The following is a 16,807-nucleotide window of genomic DNA, read 5'->3' as shown; positions in this document are numbered from 1 at the left end:
ATTTTCTTATGAAAAAACTATTAATCTACCTAATTGTATTCGTTGTCTGCTTGGGGATGGTTCCAAGTAATAAAAAGGCAGAAACGATTGCGACAGAACCACAGGTTCAAGTAAAGTTAAGGAATTTTTTAGGTAATCAGTCAAGTATTTCACTAAACATAGAGGGCAGCTACTACTTAAACGGCGATTCCACGAATCTATTAACTAGCGACCGAGGTTATTCAGTGAAGGTAGAGAATGAAACACTTGGATTATATGATGGAAGTATTGAATTAGCCTCCGGGAGTGAATTATCAATCACTCCGGTTAAAAGTAATGATCATGCCGTCATCAATAATCGTGAATACGCCGGCAGTTTTCTTTTTACGGTTGAAGATAAACAATATGTCAGGCCGATTAACACTATTAATTTCGAAGATTATGTAAAGAGTGTTGTCCCGGATGAAATGCCTGCGCTTTGGCCGATGGAGGCCCTAAAGGCACAGGCGGTTTCAGCCCGAACCTATGCGTATTTTCGTTTGAACCAGGTGATCAATGATACTACCACTTTTCAGGTATATGGAGGCGTGACAAGCTTACATCCTAGATCATCTGAGGCAGTTGACGCGACAGAAGGTGAAATCTTAACCTATGGTGGGAATGTCATTGATGCTGTTTTCTCTGCCTCTAACGGTGGAAAAACGGAAAAACTATTTAATGTCTGGTACCCAAAATCCCTTCCGTATTTTAAGGTTCAAACCGACGAGTACGATACGACAAATACCTGGGCAGCTACCTTACATAAACAGCAAATGGATATCACTTCATTGGACCTCAAAAATCCAGACAGCTGGTGGGATTTTTCGAATGAAATAGATGCCATGTACGCAAACAACATTAAAAAATGGATGATGAAAAATCTATCAGGATTGAGTGGTAAACAAATCAAAATTGTTGCCATCCCTAAGGTTTCCTTTTACGAGCCTACCGAAAGTGGTCGATTTTCAAAAAGTAATCTATCGCTCGAATTTTTTGTAAAAGACGTTTTCAATTCAAATGGGGAGCTTGAACTTCAAACCGCAAGTATCAATAACCAGCTTGCAGACGATATGCGTACAATCATCGGCACAAACGACCCTAAGAAGGTCGGTTCAAGAGACTTGAAGAGCAATTTGTTTTCCATGAACGAAACCAACGATGCTTTTGTGTTTTCAGGCTCCGGGAACGGACATGGTGTAGGTTTAAGTCAATATGGTGCTAATCACCGTGCAGCTGCAGGTATCCTGTACAAGGACATTTTATCTTTCTACTATCCCGGTACTGTTTTAAACAGACAATATGCGACCCCACCCATTGTTGATAACATAAAACCAGTCATTTCAGGGGCAACATCGAAGACGATTTATGTGAACACAACGTTTGATCCAAGAGTTGGCGTAACTGCCATGGATAACTCAGATGGAGATGTGACAAGTGCCATAAAAATTAATGGTTTAGTCAACAGTAAGACTGCCGGCGTATACACGTTGACGTATACTGTTACGGACTCGTCAGGGAATGAAACGACTGTTACACGCCAAATCACTGTAAAACTTGCATCACCAGCGAATTTGAAGGCCGTGGCAAGTACTTACAATAGCGTGAACTTATCTTGGTCAGCCGTTAGCGGCGCCTCAGGATATGAGATTTATCGATCAACATCCAGCACGGGGACTTATACAAAAATAGCGTCTACGACGAGTACGTCATATAGCAGCACATCTCTGAATACGGGGACGGCTTATTACTATAAGGTTAGAGCCTATAAAACTGTAACACCATCAGCCTATAGTGGTTATAGTTCGGTCGTTTCTGCCAAACCAGTCCTTGCGACACCATCTTCAGCCAAGGCAGCATCATCGGCTTATAATAGTATCAAAACGAGCTGGACAGCTGTTAGTGGCGCAAGCGGATATGAGGTATATCGGGCAACCTCAAGTACGGGGTCTTATTATTATGCAGGCTCAACCACATCCACAATTTTTAATAATTCAGGGCTTGTTACAAATACACCCTATTACTATAAAATTAGAGCCTACCGCATGGTCGGAAGTACGAAGGTTTATAGTAATTTATCGGCTGTTGTTTTTGCAAAACCTCTACCATCTGTTCCGGCTAACTTCAAAGCAGCTAGAGTAAGTTCGACCAGCTTTAAGCTGACATGGAGTGCTGTAGCAGGCGCCAGTGGTTATGAACTTTACAGAGCTACTTCGAGCTCAGGAGCCTATACTCTCCTAAAAAGTACCACTTCCTTATATTACACGAACAGTGGTTTAACAAGAGGAAGGACTTATTATTATAAATTAAGAGCCTATAGAATGGTTGGCAAAACCAAGGTGTATAGCAGCTGGACCACGATCATAAGTGTGAAGCCTTAATTAGAATCCAGTGCCTCTCACGCCCCGGAATTTGTCTAAGAATGCTAGGGTTTTAGATTGTGGAAACTGAAAGAATAAAAACAAGAAACCACCTTAGATCTACTTGATAGTAGAGGCTAGGTGGTTTCTCTTTTTTATATTCGCTCCCTCATCCGCTCAGGAAGTGTCTGTATCGACTGGACGACCAAATCAAGCTTTGCTTCAATTCGGTAAAGCAAATAAAGCGTCACAACGATGGGGAATCCCACCTGGCTGATGATTGGAATCAACTGCTCCACTTTTCTCTCCTCCTTCCATTGTTTATAAAAAGAGGCTGGTAACGAATCCGGCCTCTCTTCCTTATTAGGCAAGGGTGTAATCCGTCACATTGCGGTCGATTACTCTTGCTCCCTTTGCAGCTACAAACTATCGGAAATAGTATTCTTATTAATGATTTATCCCCATTTGTTAAAAGAGGAAATTCCTTCATTAAAGACCCTATGATGCAAAGAGATTTCCTATTGTCTCTGTTTGTAATATTAACGATAGATTAGGAAAACCTAATTTAAAAAGAGAACGCAGGAGGGCAGCAAAATGGCAGAAATCCCAAAGACAAACAACAAGACTTTTTGCATGAGTGAATACGATGTATTAAAACGAGTAATCCTTTGTCAGCCTCAATATATGACGATCCGCGAAGTAATTAATGAAACGCAAGAGCATTTTAAGAATGAAGGTATCCATATTGAACGCGCGCTTGAGCAGCACAGTAAATTTGTCAAAACGCTAAAGCAGAATGGCATCGAAGTTATTTTATTGCCTTATCATAAAAAATATCCTGAACAGGTCTTTACCCGGGATATTGGTTTTACTCTAGGGCAAACAATCTTTGTTGCTAATATGGCAACAGATGTTCGCGCAGGGGAGGAAAACGTTTTAAAACAATGGCTCGAGGATGAAGAAATCTCTTATTATAATTTAGCCGAGGAACGAATTGAGGGCGGAGATGTTGTGATTGATCGGGAAAGAATTTACGTGGGGCTCAGCAATCGAACGGACCAAAAAGCTGCTGATCAATTACAGCGTCTTTTGAATCAATTCAATGTCATTCCCATCTCTTTTAAAGCAAAATACCTGCATCTGGATTGTATATTTAATGTTGTTTCTCCTGATGTGGCCCTTATTTACCCAAATGCCTTAACGAAAAAAGACATCGAGCTTTTTGCTTCACGCTATGAATTAATTGAGGTTTCGGAAGAAGAACAATTTCAATTAGGTACAAATGTATTGAGTATCGGGAACAAACGGGTATTAAGTCTGCCGGTCAACGAGAAGGTAAACAAGCAGCTTCGTAACCGAGGCTTTCAAGTTATTGAAGTGGATATCACAGAAATCATTAAATCTGGTGGCTCCTTCCGTTATTGTACCCTTCCTATCTTACGAGAAATGTAAAATAATCATATAAAAATGACCATTTAAACAACCCTCAAGCCCGTAAAGGCTGAGGTTGTTTATATAGTCATAAGATACATAATTTAGCTTTTTATAGAGCATTTCTTAGTAATGAGGAATGTTTTTTATTTTTGTATAAAATTAATATTTGGTTATCAATAAAAATATTATAAAAAATAATAAAAGTTTATTGTAAATCAATAAATAACGTGTTAAATTTCAAATAGATAATAAATATGTGAGGTGGTTTTTATGAAACGAGGGTCAACACTATTTTTAAGGATGGCTGTTTTCCTTATTGGAACTCCAGTTCTTGCTTTGTGTATATTTGGGTTGCCTTGGTTAGCTAAGAATTCAGTAAATCTAGATTATGCCCATATCCTATATCCCATTTTAATAGGTATGTATGTATCAGTGATCCCGTTTTTCGTTGCATTGTATCAGGCTCTTAAACTTTTAAGTTATATTGACAAGAATCAAGCTTTCTCTGAATTGTCTGTTAAAGCTCTAAAGAATATTAAAATCTGTGCAATGACAATCAGTGGTTTGTATGTGGTCATTTTGCCATTTGTTTATCTCGTAGCAGATCTAGACGATGCCCCAGGTCTCATCATAATCGGAATGGTCCCTATCTTTGCTTCAATAGTAATCGCAGTATTCGCTGCTGTTCTTCAAAGACTTTTACAAGAAGCGATTGATATAAAATCGGAAAATGACTTAATCGTCTGAGGTGATAACAATGGCAATGATAATCAATATTGATGTGATGCTGGCGAAAAGGAAAATGAGCGTAACAGAACTCTCGGAAAGGGTTGGAATCACGATGGCTAACCTTTCTATATTGAAAAATGGAAAGGCAAAAGCAATTAGGCTTTCAACTTTAGAAGCGATTTGTAAGGCATTAGAATGTCAGCCAGGAGATATTTTAGAATACCGAAGTGATGAAGACATCCAAGATTAATAAGGCATTGTGAACAAAAGGACGAAACGTCCAAATCATCATTAAAGGAGGACATGTATGAGCAACGAACCTATCATCAGCTTGAGTCGTGTGACCAAACGGATTGGCCGGACCACCATCATCGACGATCTTACATTTGACGTACCGCAAGGCGAAATTTTCGGTTTCCTTGGTCCAAATGGGGCCGGTAAAACAACCACAATCCGCATGATCGTCGGACTGATGTCGATCACTAAGGGACAGATACTGATTAAGGGGAAAAATATCAAAACCGAATTCGAGCAAGCGATCCGGCACGTCGGCGCCATAGTGGAAAGTCCAGAAATGTACAAGTATCTGAGCGGGTACCATAACCTCGTTCACTACGCCCGCATGGTGCCGGGGATAACCAAGGAAAGGATTGACGAAGTGGTGTCGCTGGTCAAGCTGGAAAACCGCATCCATGACAAAGTCAAAAAGTACTCGCTCGGCATGCGCCAGCGTCTGGGAGTCGCCCAGGCACTGCTGCATCGGCCGTCCCTGCTGATTCTCGATGAACCGACGAACGGTCTTGACCCGGCGGGGATTCGCGAACTGCGCGATTATTTGCGGCATTTGACCCGTACGGAAGGAATCACGGTTATCGTCTCCAGCCATCTGTTGTCCGAGATGGAGCTCATGTGCGACAGGGTCGCCATCCTCCAGCAGGGAAAGCTAGTCCATGTGATGCCGGTTCAGCATTTTACCCATGGGAACGATCAAGCTCAAACGTATCTAATCCAAGCACAGCCAGTGGAACAGGCATTGGTGACCATGAGGCAGATGGATGGGGTTCAGGAGGTCAAGCTCGCTCAGGAGGGGATCATCGAGGTCACAACCGAGCGGGAACACATCCCGGACATTCTGGCAGGGCTGATGCAGAACCATATTCGTATCTATGGCGTGCAAATGGTTTCCCAGTCTCTAGAAGATCGATTCTTGGAAATAACGGGGGGTGGACAAATTGGTTAATCTAGTACTCAATGAAAATATGAAGATTTACCGACGGGTGCGAACTTGGATTCTGGTCGGACTTATGGCCGCTTTTGTGCTTTTTGTCAACATCATTGAATGGCATTCCGATGGAAAAAAGGCGCAAGGCGAAGGCTGGCGGGCAGAACTGCTGCAGGAGAAGCAGCAATGGAGCGAAATTCTGAAGCAGCCCAAGCTGGATGAAGAGGATCGAATGTTCTATCAGCAGCAGATTGCCGTCAACGACTATCATTTGGAGCAGAATATTCGCTCGACGGACGGCACGATGTGGGATGGTGTGAACGGTTCGGCCAATCTGATGATCGTGATTACCATTTTCACCACCATCATTGCGGGAGACAGTCTGGCGGGCGAATTTTCATCCGGCACCATCAAGCTGCTGCTCATCCGGCCAGCCAGCCGGGTCAAGATCCTCGTCTCCAAGTATATCTCTTTTCTGTTGTTCAGCATGCTGCTGTTACTCACTCTGTTTGTCATATCCGTCGCGGTCAACGGAATCTTATACGGCTTTGGATACATGGATCTACCGTTGATCAGCATGACTGCGGAAGGGCAAATCGTCGAAAGGAATATGGTCCTCAATCTGTGGAAAACGTATATGCTGGGCGGTGTATCCACGGTCATGTACGTAACCATGGCCTTTATGATCTCGTCCGCCTTCCGAAGTAGCGCGATGGCTATCGGGTTTTCCATCGGCGCCTTGTTTGCGGGTAATATTATTCTGGGGGCACTGCAGCGGTTCGATTGGAGCAAGTACCTGTTGTTCGCCAACACCGATCTTACGCAGTACCTGACCGGACATCCTTTCCAAGAGGGAATGACATTGTCCTTTTCCATCAGAGTGCTCGCTGTCTATTTCCTCGTGTTCAATCTGATTTCCTGGCTCCTTTTTACACGTAGAGACGTGGCGGCCTAAACTTGCCAATTTTATAACAATTAAGATTCACCAAGGAAGTGATTCAAATTGATAAAAAATATTAGCCTTATAACTGATAAAATAAAAGATTTTTCATTACAAAATATAGAGTTTATTGTTAGATTCCTTTTGAACTTTCAAAATAGGTCTTTTGAAGACAATTGTGTACTCGACATAGATTTTATTATTAAGGATAAAGAAAAACAATATATTGCCTGGTTTCGCTTCTACAACCCTAAGAGTATCAATTTTGAAAGTGGGGGTATCTATCATCAAATGTCAATCGAAATTTACGATATAAAGGATAGAGGTTGGGGAAATAAGAAATATGAAGTGATAGACTACGAAGATGATACCTTACACTTTTATTGTTCAGACATTGAAATTATTTCTTTAAGAGAACTCAATAAATAATTTAGTCCATTTAGCTACCATGAAAATAATCTGCTGAAATTCTGATGAATCAAATTCATAAAAGGGGATTTACTAATGAATTTAACTATTCAAAATTATTCTCAGAAAAAACCTTTGAAGGTACAAATCATGAGAGCAATAAAACAACTCGTTCGTTTTGGTTGGGAGCAGGCCCTATCATGTTTGTTTCCTGTGATTATTTTTGCCTCTTTGGCTTTTACACAAATCATGCCACTTCCCTACCTGCCACGGTATGACTGGCTGCTCATCATCTGCCTTCTGATGCAGTGGTGGATGGTGCGTTCTGGGCTTGAAACACGGGATGAGCTAAAGGTTATCACATTGTTCCACCTTATTGGACTTGCTCTTGAACTTTTCAAGGTACATATGGGCTCCTGGTCTTATCCAGAGGAAGGATATTTCAAAATTTTAGGAGTGCCTTTGTATAGCGGATTCATGTACGCAAGTGTAGCGAGTTTTCTTTGCCAGGCATGGAGGAGGCTTAAGGTTGAACTGATTAGGTGGCCGCCGTTTTTGGTAGTTGTACCTCTTGCAGCTGCGATTTATTTAAATTTTTTCACCCACCATTATTGGATTGACTTTCGTTGGTTGTTATCTGGCCTTGTTATTATAGTCTTTTGGCAATCATGGGTCACATACGAAGTTGATGGAACTCGTTACCGTATGCCGCTCGCACTTTCCTTTGTACTCATCGGATTTTTTATATGGATAGCCGAAAATATCGCAACGTTTTTTGGAGCGTGGAAATATCCGAATCAAACCGATGCATGGAGTCTCGTTCATCTAGGAAAGGTGAGTTCATGGCTCTTATTAGTGATTGTTAGCTTTCTAATAGTAGCGACGTTAAAGCAGGTTAAGGGGAAAATTCCATAAATTTAGTGCCTGTCACGCCCGAACTTTGTCAAAGATTGATAGGGTTTTAGATTGTGGAAACTGAAAGAATAAAAACAAGAAACCACCTTAGATCTACTTGATAGTAGAGGCTGGGTGGTTTCTCTTTTTTATGCCCGCTCCCTCATCCGCTCAGGAAGTGTCTGTAGCGACTGGACGACCAAATCAAGCTTTGCTTCAATTCGGTATAGCAAATAGAGCGTCACAACGATGGGGAATCCCACCTGGCTGATGATTGGAATCAACTGATCCACTTTTCTCTCCTCCTTCCACTTGTTATAAAAAGAGGCTGGGTTCATAACGAATCCGGCCTCTCTTCCTTATTAGGCAAGGGTGTAATCCGTCACATTGCGGTCGATTACTCTTGCTCCTTTTGCAGCAACAAACTTCCCGCTGCTAGTTGTGAAAACTTCAGATGCAATAATCTGCGCCATCGATAATTTTACGACTTCTTCGTCAATCGGCTCTTTTGGGTTATCAACGGAAAGACTTGCCGTCTTTCCAAACTCCGTGGCAAATTGCAATTCCAATGTTTTTGCCATTTCTTTCACCTCCTATCCCTTCGTTTTTTACTAGACTATTAACCTAGAATCGCGGAGCTGTCATTCTTTTTCACTTTAGACTATTAACCTACAATTGCGATGATATCATTCCGCTCCACTTTGTTTAGCGTGTCATTGCATAGAACTGCAACTGCTAGTGCCGCTTGCGATAATTGATCTGCAGTAGCTGCCTTGGTGACATTGCTAAACGTTTTCGATTTGAGGATGGGATTTCCCTCGTCATCCATGCCCGCTTCAAACACGATGCGAAGCTTCGTTACTTCTAATAACGCTAGTGCCATTGTCTCTCACCACCTTTCACCTTCTATATAGTAAAAAGTCGGCAAAATGGACAGGTAGGGAGGGGGGAATTTTAATTAAATTGAAAAATGCCCTGGAGGATAGCGTCTCTCAGGGCATAATAATAGAGTTTTCAGGATTTCGTAGACGGATCCGCATATAAAAGCAGTGAATCCGCAAATAAAAGCTAAATTTCCGCAAATAGAGCTAACTTTTAGGCGGAGGAGGGAGCCTGAAGGGGGAAAATTAGCCCAATGAGCAGCTTATCAGCGAATTATTGAAGTATATCAGCGAACTGGACCATTTTATCAGTGGAAAACCGACTTTTATCAGCGAAACTAGCATTTTATCAGCCAATGAATCTCCGAAGCTGCAAAGTAAGAACCCATAATTGTGTTGTATTAATCTAAAGTTTGAGAGGATTTCCAATTATTATCCAGCAAATGTCGTAAGTTTGGGAAAATATGTAGTAAGTGTAAGAAAATATGTAATAAGAGTCGGAAAATATGTAGTAAGAGTCAAACAATATATAATAAGAAGCAATAATTACGTAATAAGGATCTGAAGTTTGAGAGGATTACTCATGGGGGGCTCGTTTAGATGATGTTTTGTGTAAAATTACACTTCGATAGTTGCGCATTTATGATTTATTAAACGTCTTGACCCTTCAATGGGCGGATTTTTGAGTTTTATGAGCGAATCTTCGAGTTCTATGAGCGAATTTTAGGCTTTAATGAGCGAATTTAACCATTTTATGGGCGAATTTAGAAGCTATAGCTTACTTAATAGTAGGAAACTAAATTTCCATGCCTGTCACTCCCAGGATTTTGTCGAAGATAGATAGGTTTTAAGAGAAATAGAAATAACAGAATGAAATTGTAACTGAATATTGCAGCTCCCATTAGTGCTGGGAGCTTACTTCACGTGCAATATCTTCTTCGAAGTTATTCAGGATGAACGTTTCTTCTTCTGATTTGCTCATTATTCCATAAGCTTTACCGATCGTGCCGCCTTGGTACGTCCAGAAATAGTTGTGGTCATCATCTACTGCAGAAAAAGTGCCTTTTTTCCATTTATCTAAAATGGCTAGCAAATCATCTTTTTGTTCGAACTCACTGTTCTCCACAATGTCATAAACTTGATTAATTGTATCTGGAATCATTGGAATGGCTCCCCATTTTTCTTTCGCCTTCACTTTTTGATGTGTCATCTTGTGCATCACTTCGATCACCGCATCTTGTGAACTGCTGTCATCAATTCCAATATCATATTGAACTCCGCCAATTTTGGCTGTCTGTTGCTTGTCTACTTCCTTTTTCTCCTTATTGACCGTATCTTGAACAGCTTTCGCTTCTACTTTCTCTTGTTTTTTTCCAGATTCGGCTCCATTGTCGACCGGTTTAAAACCTTCGTATTTTACGCCTATTAAAACAGCCAAAATAATACCAGTTACGATTAATACTATTTTCACTTCATCTCCCCCTGTTTTACTAGATAGCTCTAATTTAACAAAGAATTCAGAATTCATCTAGCATATTTAAATTACATAATCACTTCAAAGAAGACAGATATCGACATTTTTTCTGAATGTGGATTTAATCGTATACCGAATGTATTTTGCTCTTTCTGGATAAACAAGTGGTTTTGAACATGTATTTAAGTAAGAAATTTAATTTTCTAAATAGTATTTACAATTGATCTTTCTCGCATATATAATGTATTTGTATTTGTATACAATAGAAGAAAGGGGTAGAAATAACCTAATGAAGATTATTTCTGAAATTCAAAGACCAGATCCACAAGTTATTAAAGAATTGGAAGCGATTTCTCCAAGTGATTATGGACACAGTCTCAATTTTCAATTAATCAGTACAAGAAAAATTAAGCCCTTATTTCCAATTGACAATACCTTTGCAGGACCTGCAGTCACCGTAAGGATACCTCCCAATGATGGTTTATTAGTCAATAAGGCATTAGATTTTGTGAAACCTGGTGATGTGGTTGTTATTGATATGAACGAAGAGGAACGTTTTGCTTGTTGGGGAGAAATCACAACTAAACTTGCTCTGGAAAAAGGTGCGATTGCTTGTATCATTAACGGACCGGTTACAGATACCAGGATGATTATTGATCTCCAATTTAAGGTTTTTTCTTACGCTGTTTCCCCTTTAACCACCAAAGTTTACAGTCTTGATGGCGATGTAAATGTGCCAGTATCCATTTCCGGTTGTGTTATTAACCCCGGTGATATTATTGTCGGAAGCAACGATGGCTTGTTAGTAGTCCCAAAAGAGGATGCATTAACCTATCTTGAAATTGGTAAAAAGGAACAGGAAGCTGATGAAAAACGCCGCCAAGATTTAGAACAGTTAGGTGCAGAGAATTACCTTCGCCGCTTCGACCCAATATGGGATCAGCTGGTGGAAAAAAGCAAGAACGACTAATGATATGAAAGACTATTAAAATGTTTATCTATTTTTTTGCTGCTTTTCTACATTTATTTTAAAAAAGGAGAGGGTACGGTGGGAAGAATGGAAGCTGAAAAACAAATAGAAATGGTACAGGTAAAGGAAAAGAAAATCGGGTTACGTTGGGGACTTGCCTTTCTATTTTTTGTCATTGGTTTCATCGCTTACATGGACCGATCAAATATTTCTATCGTAGCTGTACCAATGATGGAAGATTTAGGTTTGAATAAAGTTCAATTTGGACTACTCTCTTCACTTTTTTACTTAGGGTATTGTTTTGCGCAAATTCCTGGCGGTATGCTTGCTGAAAGGTTTGGAGCAAGGAAAATCGTGACCATCGCAGTTGCATGGTGGTCCATCTTTACTGCTTTAACCGCTGCAAGTGCCAATTATGTTGTCATGTGTATCATAAGATTTTTATTTGGAGCTGGTGAGGGTCCGATGTATCCGGGGAACGCTGTTTTCAACTCTCACTGGTTTCAAAAGCATGAAAAGGGACGTGCGTCTAGTGCTTTGCTAGCCGGTTCCTTCTTGGGTCCGGTTATTGCACCAGGGATTTCAGTAGCCATTTTGGCAGCGTTTGGTTGGCAAGGGGTCTTTTATGCTTTTGGTCTTTTGGGCATCGTGGTTGCAGTGGCTTGGTATTTCTTCGGACGAGATAAGCCAGAACAGCATCCTTGGATTTCTGAAACAGAAAAAAGGCTCATTATTGAAAACCGTAGTTTTTCCGGTCTTCAAAAAAAATCAGCCCCTTGGAAGCAGTATTTGAAAAACTACCGATTTTGGTTGGTAGGGATTCAATATCTAGTTGTGATCTACATGAACACATTCTTTCTAACATGGCTGCCTACATATTTAATGGAGGCAAGGAACTTTTCTCTAAAAGAAATGGGATTTGCTGCAAGTTTCCCTTGGTTGGCTATCTGTCTCTCCGTTCTAATCGGTGGTGCTGTTTCAGATAAAATCCTACAAAAAACAAACTCACGGATGATCGCTCGTGGGGGGATGGCTATATTCGGTTTTGTCGTTTTCATGGTAGGCTTGTATCTCTCTGCTTACTCTGTTAGTCCTACATCAAATGTTGTTTGGTTGACAATAACACTTGGTGCACTAGGGTTACCTATTGTTGCTTCTTGGGCGATTGCGAACGATTTAGGTCAAGAATTCTCGGGTTCCGTCAGTGGCTGGATGAATACGTGGGGAGCCATTGGAGGGATCACATCTCCGATTATCTGCGGTTGGTTTGCACAAGAAATGGGTTGGAACACGACTCTATTAATCAACATTATCCCTGTCATTATTGCAGCTTTGATATGGTTCTTTATTAAGCCTGATCGTCCTTTAGTTCCAGTGGAAAATAAATAAGAAATGATGAATGAGTGTAAAACTAAAAAAAGGTGAGATCACATGGAAAATTTGATCAATAAGAGAGTTACGACGATTCAGGTTCCTAGTATTAGGAAATTTTCCAATATGGTTGCTGATTATCCTGATGCGATTAATCTTACCCTTGGTCAGCCTGATTTTCGTACCCCCGAACATATAAAAGAGGCTGGTATTTCAGCCATAAGACGGAATCAAACGGCCTATACGCATAATGCGGGGTTACTTGGCCTTAGACAAGCGGCTAGTGACTTTGTGCATCGTAAATACGGTCTATCCTATGACGCCGAAAAGGAAATCATTGTCACCAACGGAGCGACAGAAGCCATTGATACAGCATTTCGCACGATTTTGCGAGAGGGAGACGAAGTCCTTCTCCCAGCTCCTATTTATCCAGGGTACGAACCGCTTATCAGATTGTGTGGGGCAGTTCCCGTATATATTGATGTGACTCAAAATCAGTTCAAGGTCAATGCCGAACTGATTGAAAGTAAAATTACCAAAAAAACTCGCTGCCTTGTCCTTTGCTCTCCATCTAATCCGTTAGGAAGCGTGTTAGATCAAGAAGAGATAATTGAAATTGCACGACTTCTGAGGGAAAAGAATATTTTCGTAGTTTCGGATGAAATATATAGTGAACTGACTTTTGATAAAAAACATTATTCGATTGCCTCTTTTCCAGGAATGAGGGAAAAAACGATCGTTATTAATGGTCTTGCTAAGTCACATTCTATGACTGGGTGGAGAATTGGTTTTACCTTTGCGCCGGCCTATTTATCTGAAGAGATGTTGAAGGTGCATCTTTATAATTCTGTCTGTGCTAGCACGATAAGCCAGCATGCAGCCGTTGAAGCTCTCACACATGGAATCAATGATGCGCATCAAATGGTCGTAGAATATAGGAAAAGAAGAGATTATGTTTGCGAACGATTAACGAACATGGGATTTGATGTTGTGAAACCAGAGGGTGCCTTTTATGTTTTCCCTTCGATAAAAAGTACCAACATGAATTCATTCGATTTTGCGATGAACCTTTTACAAGAAGCAAGAGTGGCGGTGGTGCCTGGCACTGGGTTTTCTGAATATGGAGAAGGTTTCATAAGGATTTCATATGCTGCTTCCATGGAAATGCTCAAAACAGCTTTAGATCGAATCGAACTTTTTATGGATTCCATTAAGAACAAAAGGGCAGTGGGGAAACCTTAATAAGATGGTGACCCCAACTAGAAAGGATCTTTTTACAGTTTCACTCTAATTGTTCAATAAATTTAATGGGAATTTATTTTGCAGATATTTACAATCTTAACATCATGTTATAATCAAACTATATTGTCCTTCTAGTACAATATAGTTTGATTATACGTTTAAGTAATTTCTAAATTGGACTAAAGGTAAAGGAAGATTATTATGCGAAAATTGAAATCTGCTGGTTCGTTATCTGATCAAGCGTATGATGTGATAAAAAATGCCATTATCAATAATGATATAAAACCATTGGAGTATTTAACCGAAGAGCATTTAGCCGAAAAGCTGGGGATCAGCCGAACTCCGATCCGAACCGCCCTAAAAAAGCTAGTCTATGAAGGTCTGGCTGAAATGGAATCATCCAAACAAACAAGAGTTCGAATGATCTCTGTAGAAGAAGCACGAGAGTACCAGGTTTTAAGAGAAACGTTGGAACCTCTAGCAGCTAAACTTGCCTGCTTAAGCATTGACGAAGAGCAATTAGCATTTTTAAAAGATATTTGTAATCAACAGCGTGAAAGTATCGTTGAACAAGATTTTAGCCAATTTATTAATTTGGACACCCAATTTCATAGCTATCTCGCGGAGTTTACCAATAACCATAAATTAAATGAATTTATTAATTCTCTTCGCACCCAGATGCAAAGGTATCTCATTCTAACGAATACGCTACAAGATAGTGCGTCAGAAGCTCTTCAAGAACATCTTCAAATCATTGATGCTCTTGAAAGGAAAGACCCAGAAGAAGCAACTGAATGCATGGCCAATCATGTGAAAAATGTATCCAAAAGATTTGGACTTACACTTTTAAAATAAAAAACCGTATGGGGTTAGGCGCTCTAGTAGGATGACCTGCTGCTGGGGCTTCTTAAACTTATATTTACTCATAAATATTTTTTTAAAAACAATTGTATACAAATACAAGCACAATTTTTATTTAAAAGGGGATGACGTAAGCAAATGATGGTAAAAGAAAGTAAATGGCAAACAAAAAATCAATTATTGGACTCACTCTGTGAACTTGTTGAGATTCCAAGTGTGACACACAGTATCGGCGAAATCAAAGTGGCGGAATATGTTGAAAATAAACTTCGTGAGCTTCCTTACTTTCAAACGAATGAAGAGTATTTAACTCTTCATACAACAGAGGACGACCGTAAATTTGTTACGGCTCTCGTAAAAAAGGGGACGAATGAAAAAAGAACCGTGATTCTTGTCAGTCATTTTGATGTAGTGGGAGTAGAGGATTATGGTGAATGGCAGGAATATGCTTTTCATCCGAAAAAATTAACAGAGTTATTTTATGAAAACAAGAATCAAATGCCTAAAGATGTTCAAAAGGACTTAGAAAATGGAAATTGGTTGTTCGGCAGGGGAACGATGGATATGAAGTGTGGTTTAGCCCTGCATATGTCGCTCATCGAAGAGGCATGTTCTGGATCATTTGATGGGAATTTATTGCTTTTAACGGTTTGTGATGAAGAAGTGAATTCAGTTGGGATGCGTAATGCGGCACCGATCCTATTGGAAATGGCGAAGCAGCATAATCTTGAATACAATGCGTGTTTAAACTCAGAGCCAATGTTTGCCCGCTATCCAGGAGATGAGAATCAATATATTTATTCCGGTTCAATTGGTAAGATTTTACCTGGGTTTCTCTGCTACGGGAAGGAAACACATGTGGGTGAGCCTTTCTCAGGATTAAACGGGAATTTTATGGCCTCGTTACTAACGAATGAGTTAGAGTTGAATACTGAATTTTGTGAAGTGGTTGAAGGTGAGGTCACTCCTCCTCCAACAACTCTAATCCAGAAAGACTTAAAAAAAGAATACAATGTGCAAATACCTCATCGCGCGATTACGATGTTTAATATGTTTATTATGGAACGATCAATGAATGAAGTCGTTGAACACCTAAGGAAAAGTGCTGAAAAAGTTGCCCGAAGGATCGAACAAGGTTACGGAAAAAGAGCAGCCCATTTTTCGAAACTAGAAAATTCTACACCACATGAAGTTTCTGTAAAGGTTTATCATTTTGATGAATTACTCCGTTATGCAATCGAAACCTATGGAAAAGAAAAAGTCGATACTATTCAAACGAATGTAATGAGCAGCAGAGGGCTGAAGGACGATCGCGACCTGACCATTCATCTGGTTGATGAGCTTTCTATCCTTTGTAAAGAGTTATCACCAATGATTGTCCTTTTCTTTGCTCCGCCTTATTACCCGGCGGTAAACTCTCGAAACCACCCGCGTATTAGTCGTGTAGTGGATCATATCATTGGGTATGCCAAAAACCAGTATCATATCGAGCTTAAAAAACAAAATTATTTTGCTGGATTATCGGACTTAAGCTATGTATCTTTAGATAAACCTGCTTCAAGCCTTGGAGACCTCACCGCTAACATGCCTCTTTGGGATAAGGGATATAGTGTTCCTTTAGATGTATTAGAGAGTCTAAATATTCCTGTACTCAACCTAGGCCCTGTTGGAAAGGATGCTCATAAATGGACGGAACGTCTAGATGTTGACAATGCTTTCGGAGCTTTAAGAGATATGCTTTCAATTACAGTGAATCTATTATTAGCTAGGGACAATGATTAAAAAAATATGTGAAGATCCCCTTCATTAAGGGTCAGGCCCCACTACGTTAAGCATGATTGTAGTGGGACCTGACCCTTTTTCAATGGAATGGGACTAACCAAATTAAATAACATGAGAACCGTCCATGTGGCTATCTGTGTTAAAATAAATATAGTGAAGATATGCTTAAACTAACTGGGTAGAAGAATGATTATATGGATGAATGGAGTTTGGAACTGTAAACC

18 protein-coding genes are annotated in these 16,807 nt (G+C 40.1%); 13 read left to right on the top strand and 5 right to left on the bottom strand.

What is annotated here, in order from left to right:
- Positions 1-8 precede the first annotated feature (8 nt).
- Complete coding sequence (locus CCK98_RS30485; RefSeq protein WP_179195975.1) at positions 9-2,396, top strand: SpoIID/LytB domain-containing protein; 2,388 nt, start codon at positions 9-11, stop codon at positions 2,394-2,396.
- Between the two features lie 134 nt (positions 2,397-2,530).
- Here CCK98_RS30485 and CCK98_RS30480 read toward each other — a convergent pair whose 3' ends face one another.
- On the bottom strand, positions 2,531-2,674 hold the full coding sequence (locus CCK98_RS30480; protein WP_088090000.1) for a YvrJ family protein: 144 nt from the start codon (positions 2,672-2,674) through the stop codon (positions 2,531-2,533).
- Between the two features lie 295 nt (positions 2,675-2,969).
- Here CCK98_RS30480 and CCK98_RS30475 point away from each other — a divergent pair, with 295 nt between their 5' ends.
- The 7 genes from CCK98_RS30475 to CCK98_RS30445 all read left to right on the top strand — a co-directional run bounded on the left by CCK98_RS30475 (position 2,970) and on the right by CCK98_RS30445 (position 8,023).
- Complete coding sequence (locus tag CCK98_RS30475) at positions 2,970-3,827, top strand: dimethylarginine dimethylaminohydrolase family protein (RefSeq protein ID WP_088089999.1); 858 nt, start codon at positions 2,970-2,972, stop codon at positions 3,825-3,827.
- A 252-nt stretch (positions 3,828-4,079) separates the two neighbouring features.
- Positions 4,080-4,556: a DUF2975 domain-containing protein gene (locus CCK98_RS30470; RefSeq protein WP_088089998.1), complete on the top strand. Its 477-nt coding sequence runs from the start codon at positions 4,080-4,082 to the stop codon at positions 4,554-4,556.
- Positions 4,557-4,566: 10 nt separating this feature from the next.
- Positions 4,567-4,788 (top strand): helix-turn-helix transcriptional regulator, encoded by a 222-nt coding sequence (locus CCK98_RS30465; RefSeq protein ID WP_088089997.1) that lies wholly within the window; start codon positions 4,567-4,569, stop codon positions 4,786-4,788.
- A 57-nt stretch (positions 4,789-4,845) separates the two neighbouring features.
- Positions 4,846-5,778 (top strand): ABC transporter ATP-binding protein, encoded by a 933-nt coding sequence (locus CCK98_RS30460; protein WP_088089996.1) that lies wholly within the window; start codon positions 4,846-4,848, stop codon positions 5,776-5,778.
- Complete coding sequence (locus CCK98_RS30455) at positions 5,771-6,715, top strand: ABC transporter permease (RefSeq protein WP_088089995.1); 945 nt, start codon at positions 5,771-5,773, stop codon at positions 6,713-6,715. Before CCK98_RS30460 ends, CCK98_RS30455 begins: the two co-directional genes overlap by 8 nt.
- 48 nt (positions 6,716-6,763) lie before the next feature.
- Positions 6,764-7,129: a hypothetical protein gene (locus CCK98_RS30450; RefSeq protein WP_088089994.1), complete on the top strand. Its 366-nt coding sequence runs from the start codon at positions 6,764-6,766 to the stop codon at positions 7,127-7,129.
- A 129-nt stretch (positions 7,130-7,258) separates the two neighbouring features.
- The gene (locus CCK98_RS30445; protein WP_088090605.1) at positions 7,259-8,023 is read left to right on the top strand and encodes a DUF817 domain-containing protein; all 765 of its coding nucleotides are present in this window, start codon (positions 7,259-7,261) and stop codon (positions 8,021-8,023) included.
- Between the two features lie 128 nt (positions 8,024-8,151).
- Here the strand turns inward: CCK98_RS30445 and CCK98_RS30440 are convergent, their stop codons facing one another.
- The 4 genes from CCK98_RS30440 to CCK98_RS30425 form a co-directional block, all read right to left on the bottom strand.
- Positions 8,152-8,295: a YvrJ family protein gene (locus tag CCK98_RS30440; protein ID WP_088089993.1), complete on the bottom strand. Its 144-nt coding sequence runs from the start codon at positions 8,293-8,295 to the stop codon at positions 8,152-8,154.
- A gap of 69 nt (positions 8,296-8,364) precedes the next feature.
- The gene (locus tag CCK98_RS30435; protein WP_088089992.1) at positions 8,365-8,583 is read right to left on the bottom strand and encodes a DUF2922 domain-containing protein; all 219 of its coding nucleotides are present in this window, start codon (positions 8,581-8,583) and stop codon (positions 8,365-8,367) included.
- Positions 8,584-8,666: 83 nt separating this feature from the next.
- Positions 8,667-8,885, bottom strand: coding sequence for a DUF1659 domain-containing protein (locus CCK98_RS30430; protein ID WP_088089991.1), 219 nt, complete (start codon positions 8,883-8,885; stop codon positions 8,667-8,669).
- 899 nt (positions 8,886-9,784) lie between these two features.
- Positions 9,785-10,354: a DUF6241 domain-containing protein gene (locus CCK98_RS30425; RefSeq protein WP_256942499.1), complete on the bottom strand. Its 570-nt coding sequence runs from the start codon at positions 10,352-10,354 to the stop codon at positions 9,785-9,787.
- 292 nt (positions 10,355-10,646) lie between these two features.
- Here CCK98_RS30425 and CCK98_RS30420 point away from each other — a divergent pair, with 292 nt between their 5' ends.
- The 5 genes from CCK98_RS30420 (at position 10,647) to CCK98_RS30400 (ending at position 16,583) form a co-directional block, all read left to right on the top strand.
- Positions 10,647-11,327, top strand: coding sequence for an RraA family protein (locus CCK98_RS30420; protein WP_179195974.1), 681 nt, complete (start codon positions 10,647-10,649; stop codon positions 11,325-11,327).
- An 87-nt stretch (positions 11,328-11,414) separates the two neighbouring features.
- Positions 11,415-12,716, top strand: coding sequence for an MFS transporter (locus CCK98_RS30415; protein WP_088090604.1), 1,302 nt, complete (start codon positions 11,415-11,417; stop codon positions 12,714-12,716).
- A gap of 42 nt (positions 12,717-12,758) precedes the next feature.
- Positions 12,759-13,940 carry an aminotransferase A gene (locus CCK98_RS30410; protein ID WP_088089988.1) on the top strand — a complete coding sequence of 394 codons (1,182 nt, stop codon included), beginning with the start codon at positions 12,759-12,761 and terminating at the stop codon, positions 13,938-13,940.
- 201 nt (positions 13,941-14,141) lie between these two features.
- The gene (locus CCK98_RS30405) at positions 14,142-14,795 is read left to right on the top strand and encodes a GntR family transcriptional regulator (protein WP_088089987.1); all 654 of its coding nucleotides are present in this window, start codon (positions 14,142-14,144) and stop codon (positions 14,793-14,795) included.
- Between the two features lie 144 nt (positions 14,796-14,939).
- Complete coding sequence (locus CCK98_RS30400; RefSeq protein ID WP_256942498.1) at positions 14,940-16,583, top strand: M20/M25/M40 family metallo-hydrolase; 1,644 nt, start codon at positions 14,940-14,942, stop codon at positions 16,581-16,583.
- Positions 16,584-16,807: the final 224 nt, after the last annotated feature.

Origin of the sequence: Bacillus sp. OV166 (genome assembly GCF_900177675.1) — a bacterium.
GTDB lineage: Bacteria > Bacillota > Bacilli > Bacillales > Cytobacillaceae > Neobacillus.
This window is presented reverse-complemented; position numbering and strand designations above follow the sequence as displayed.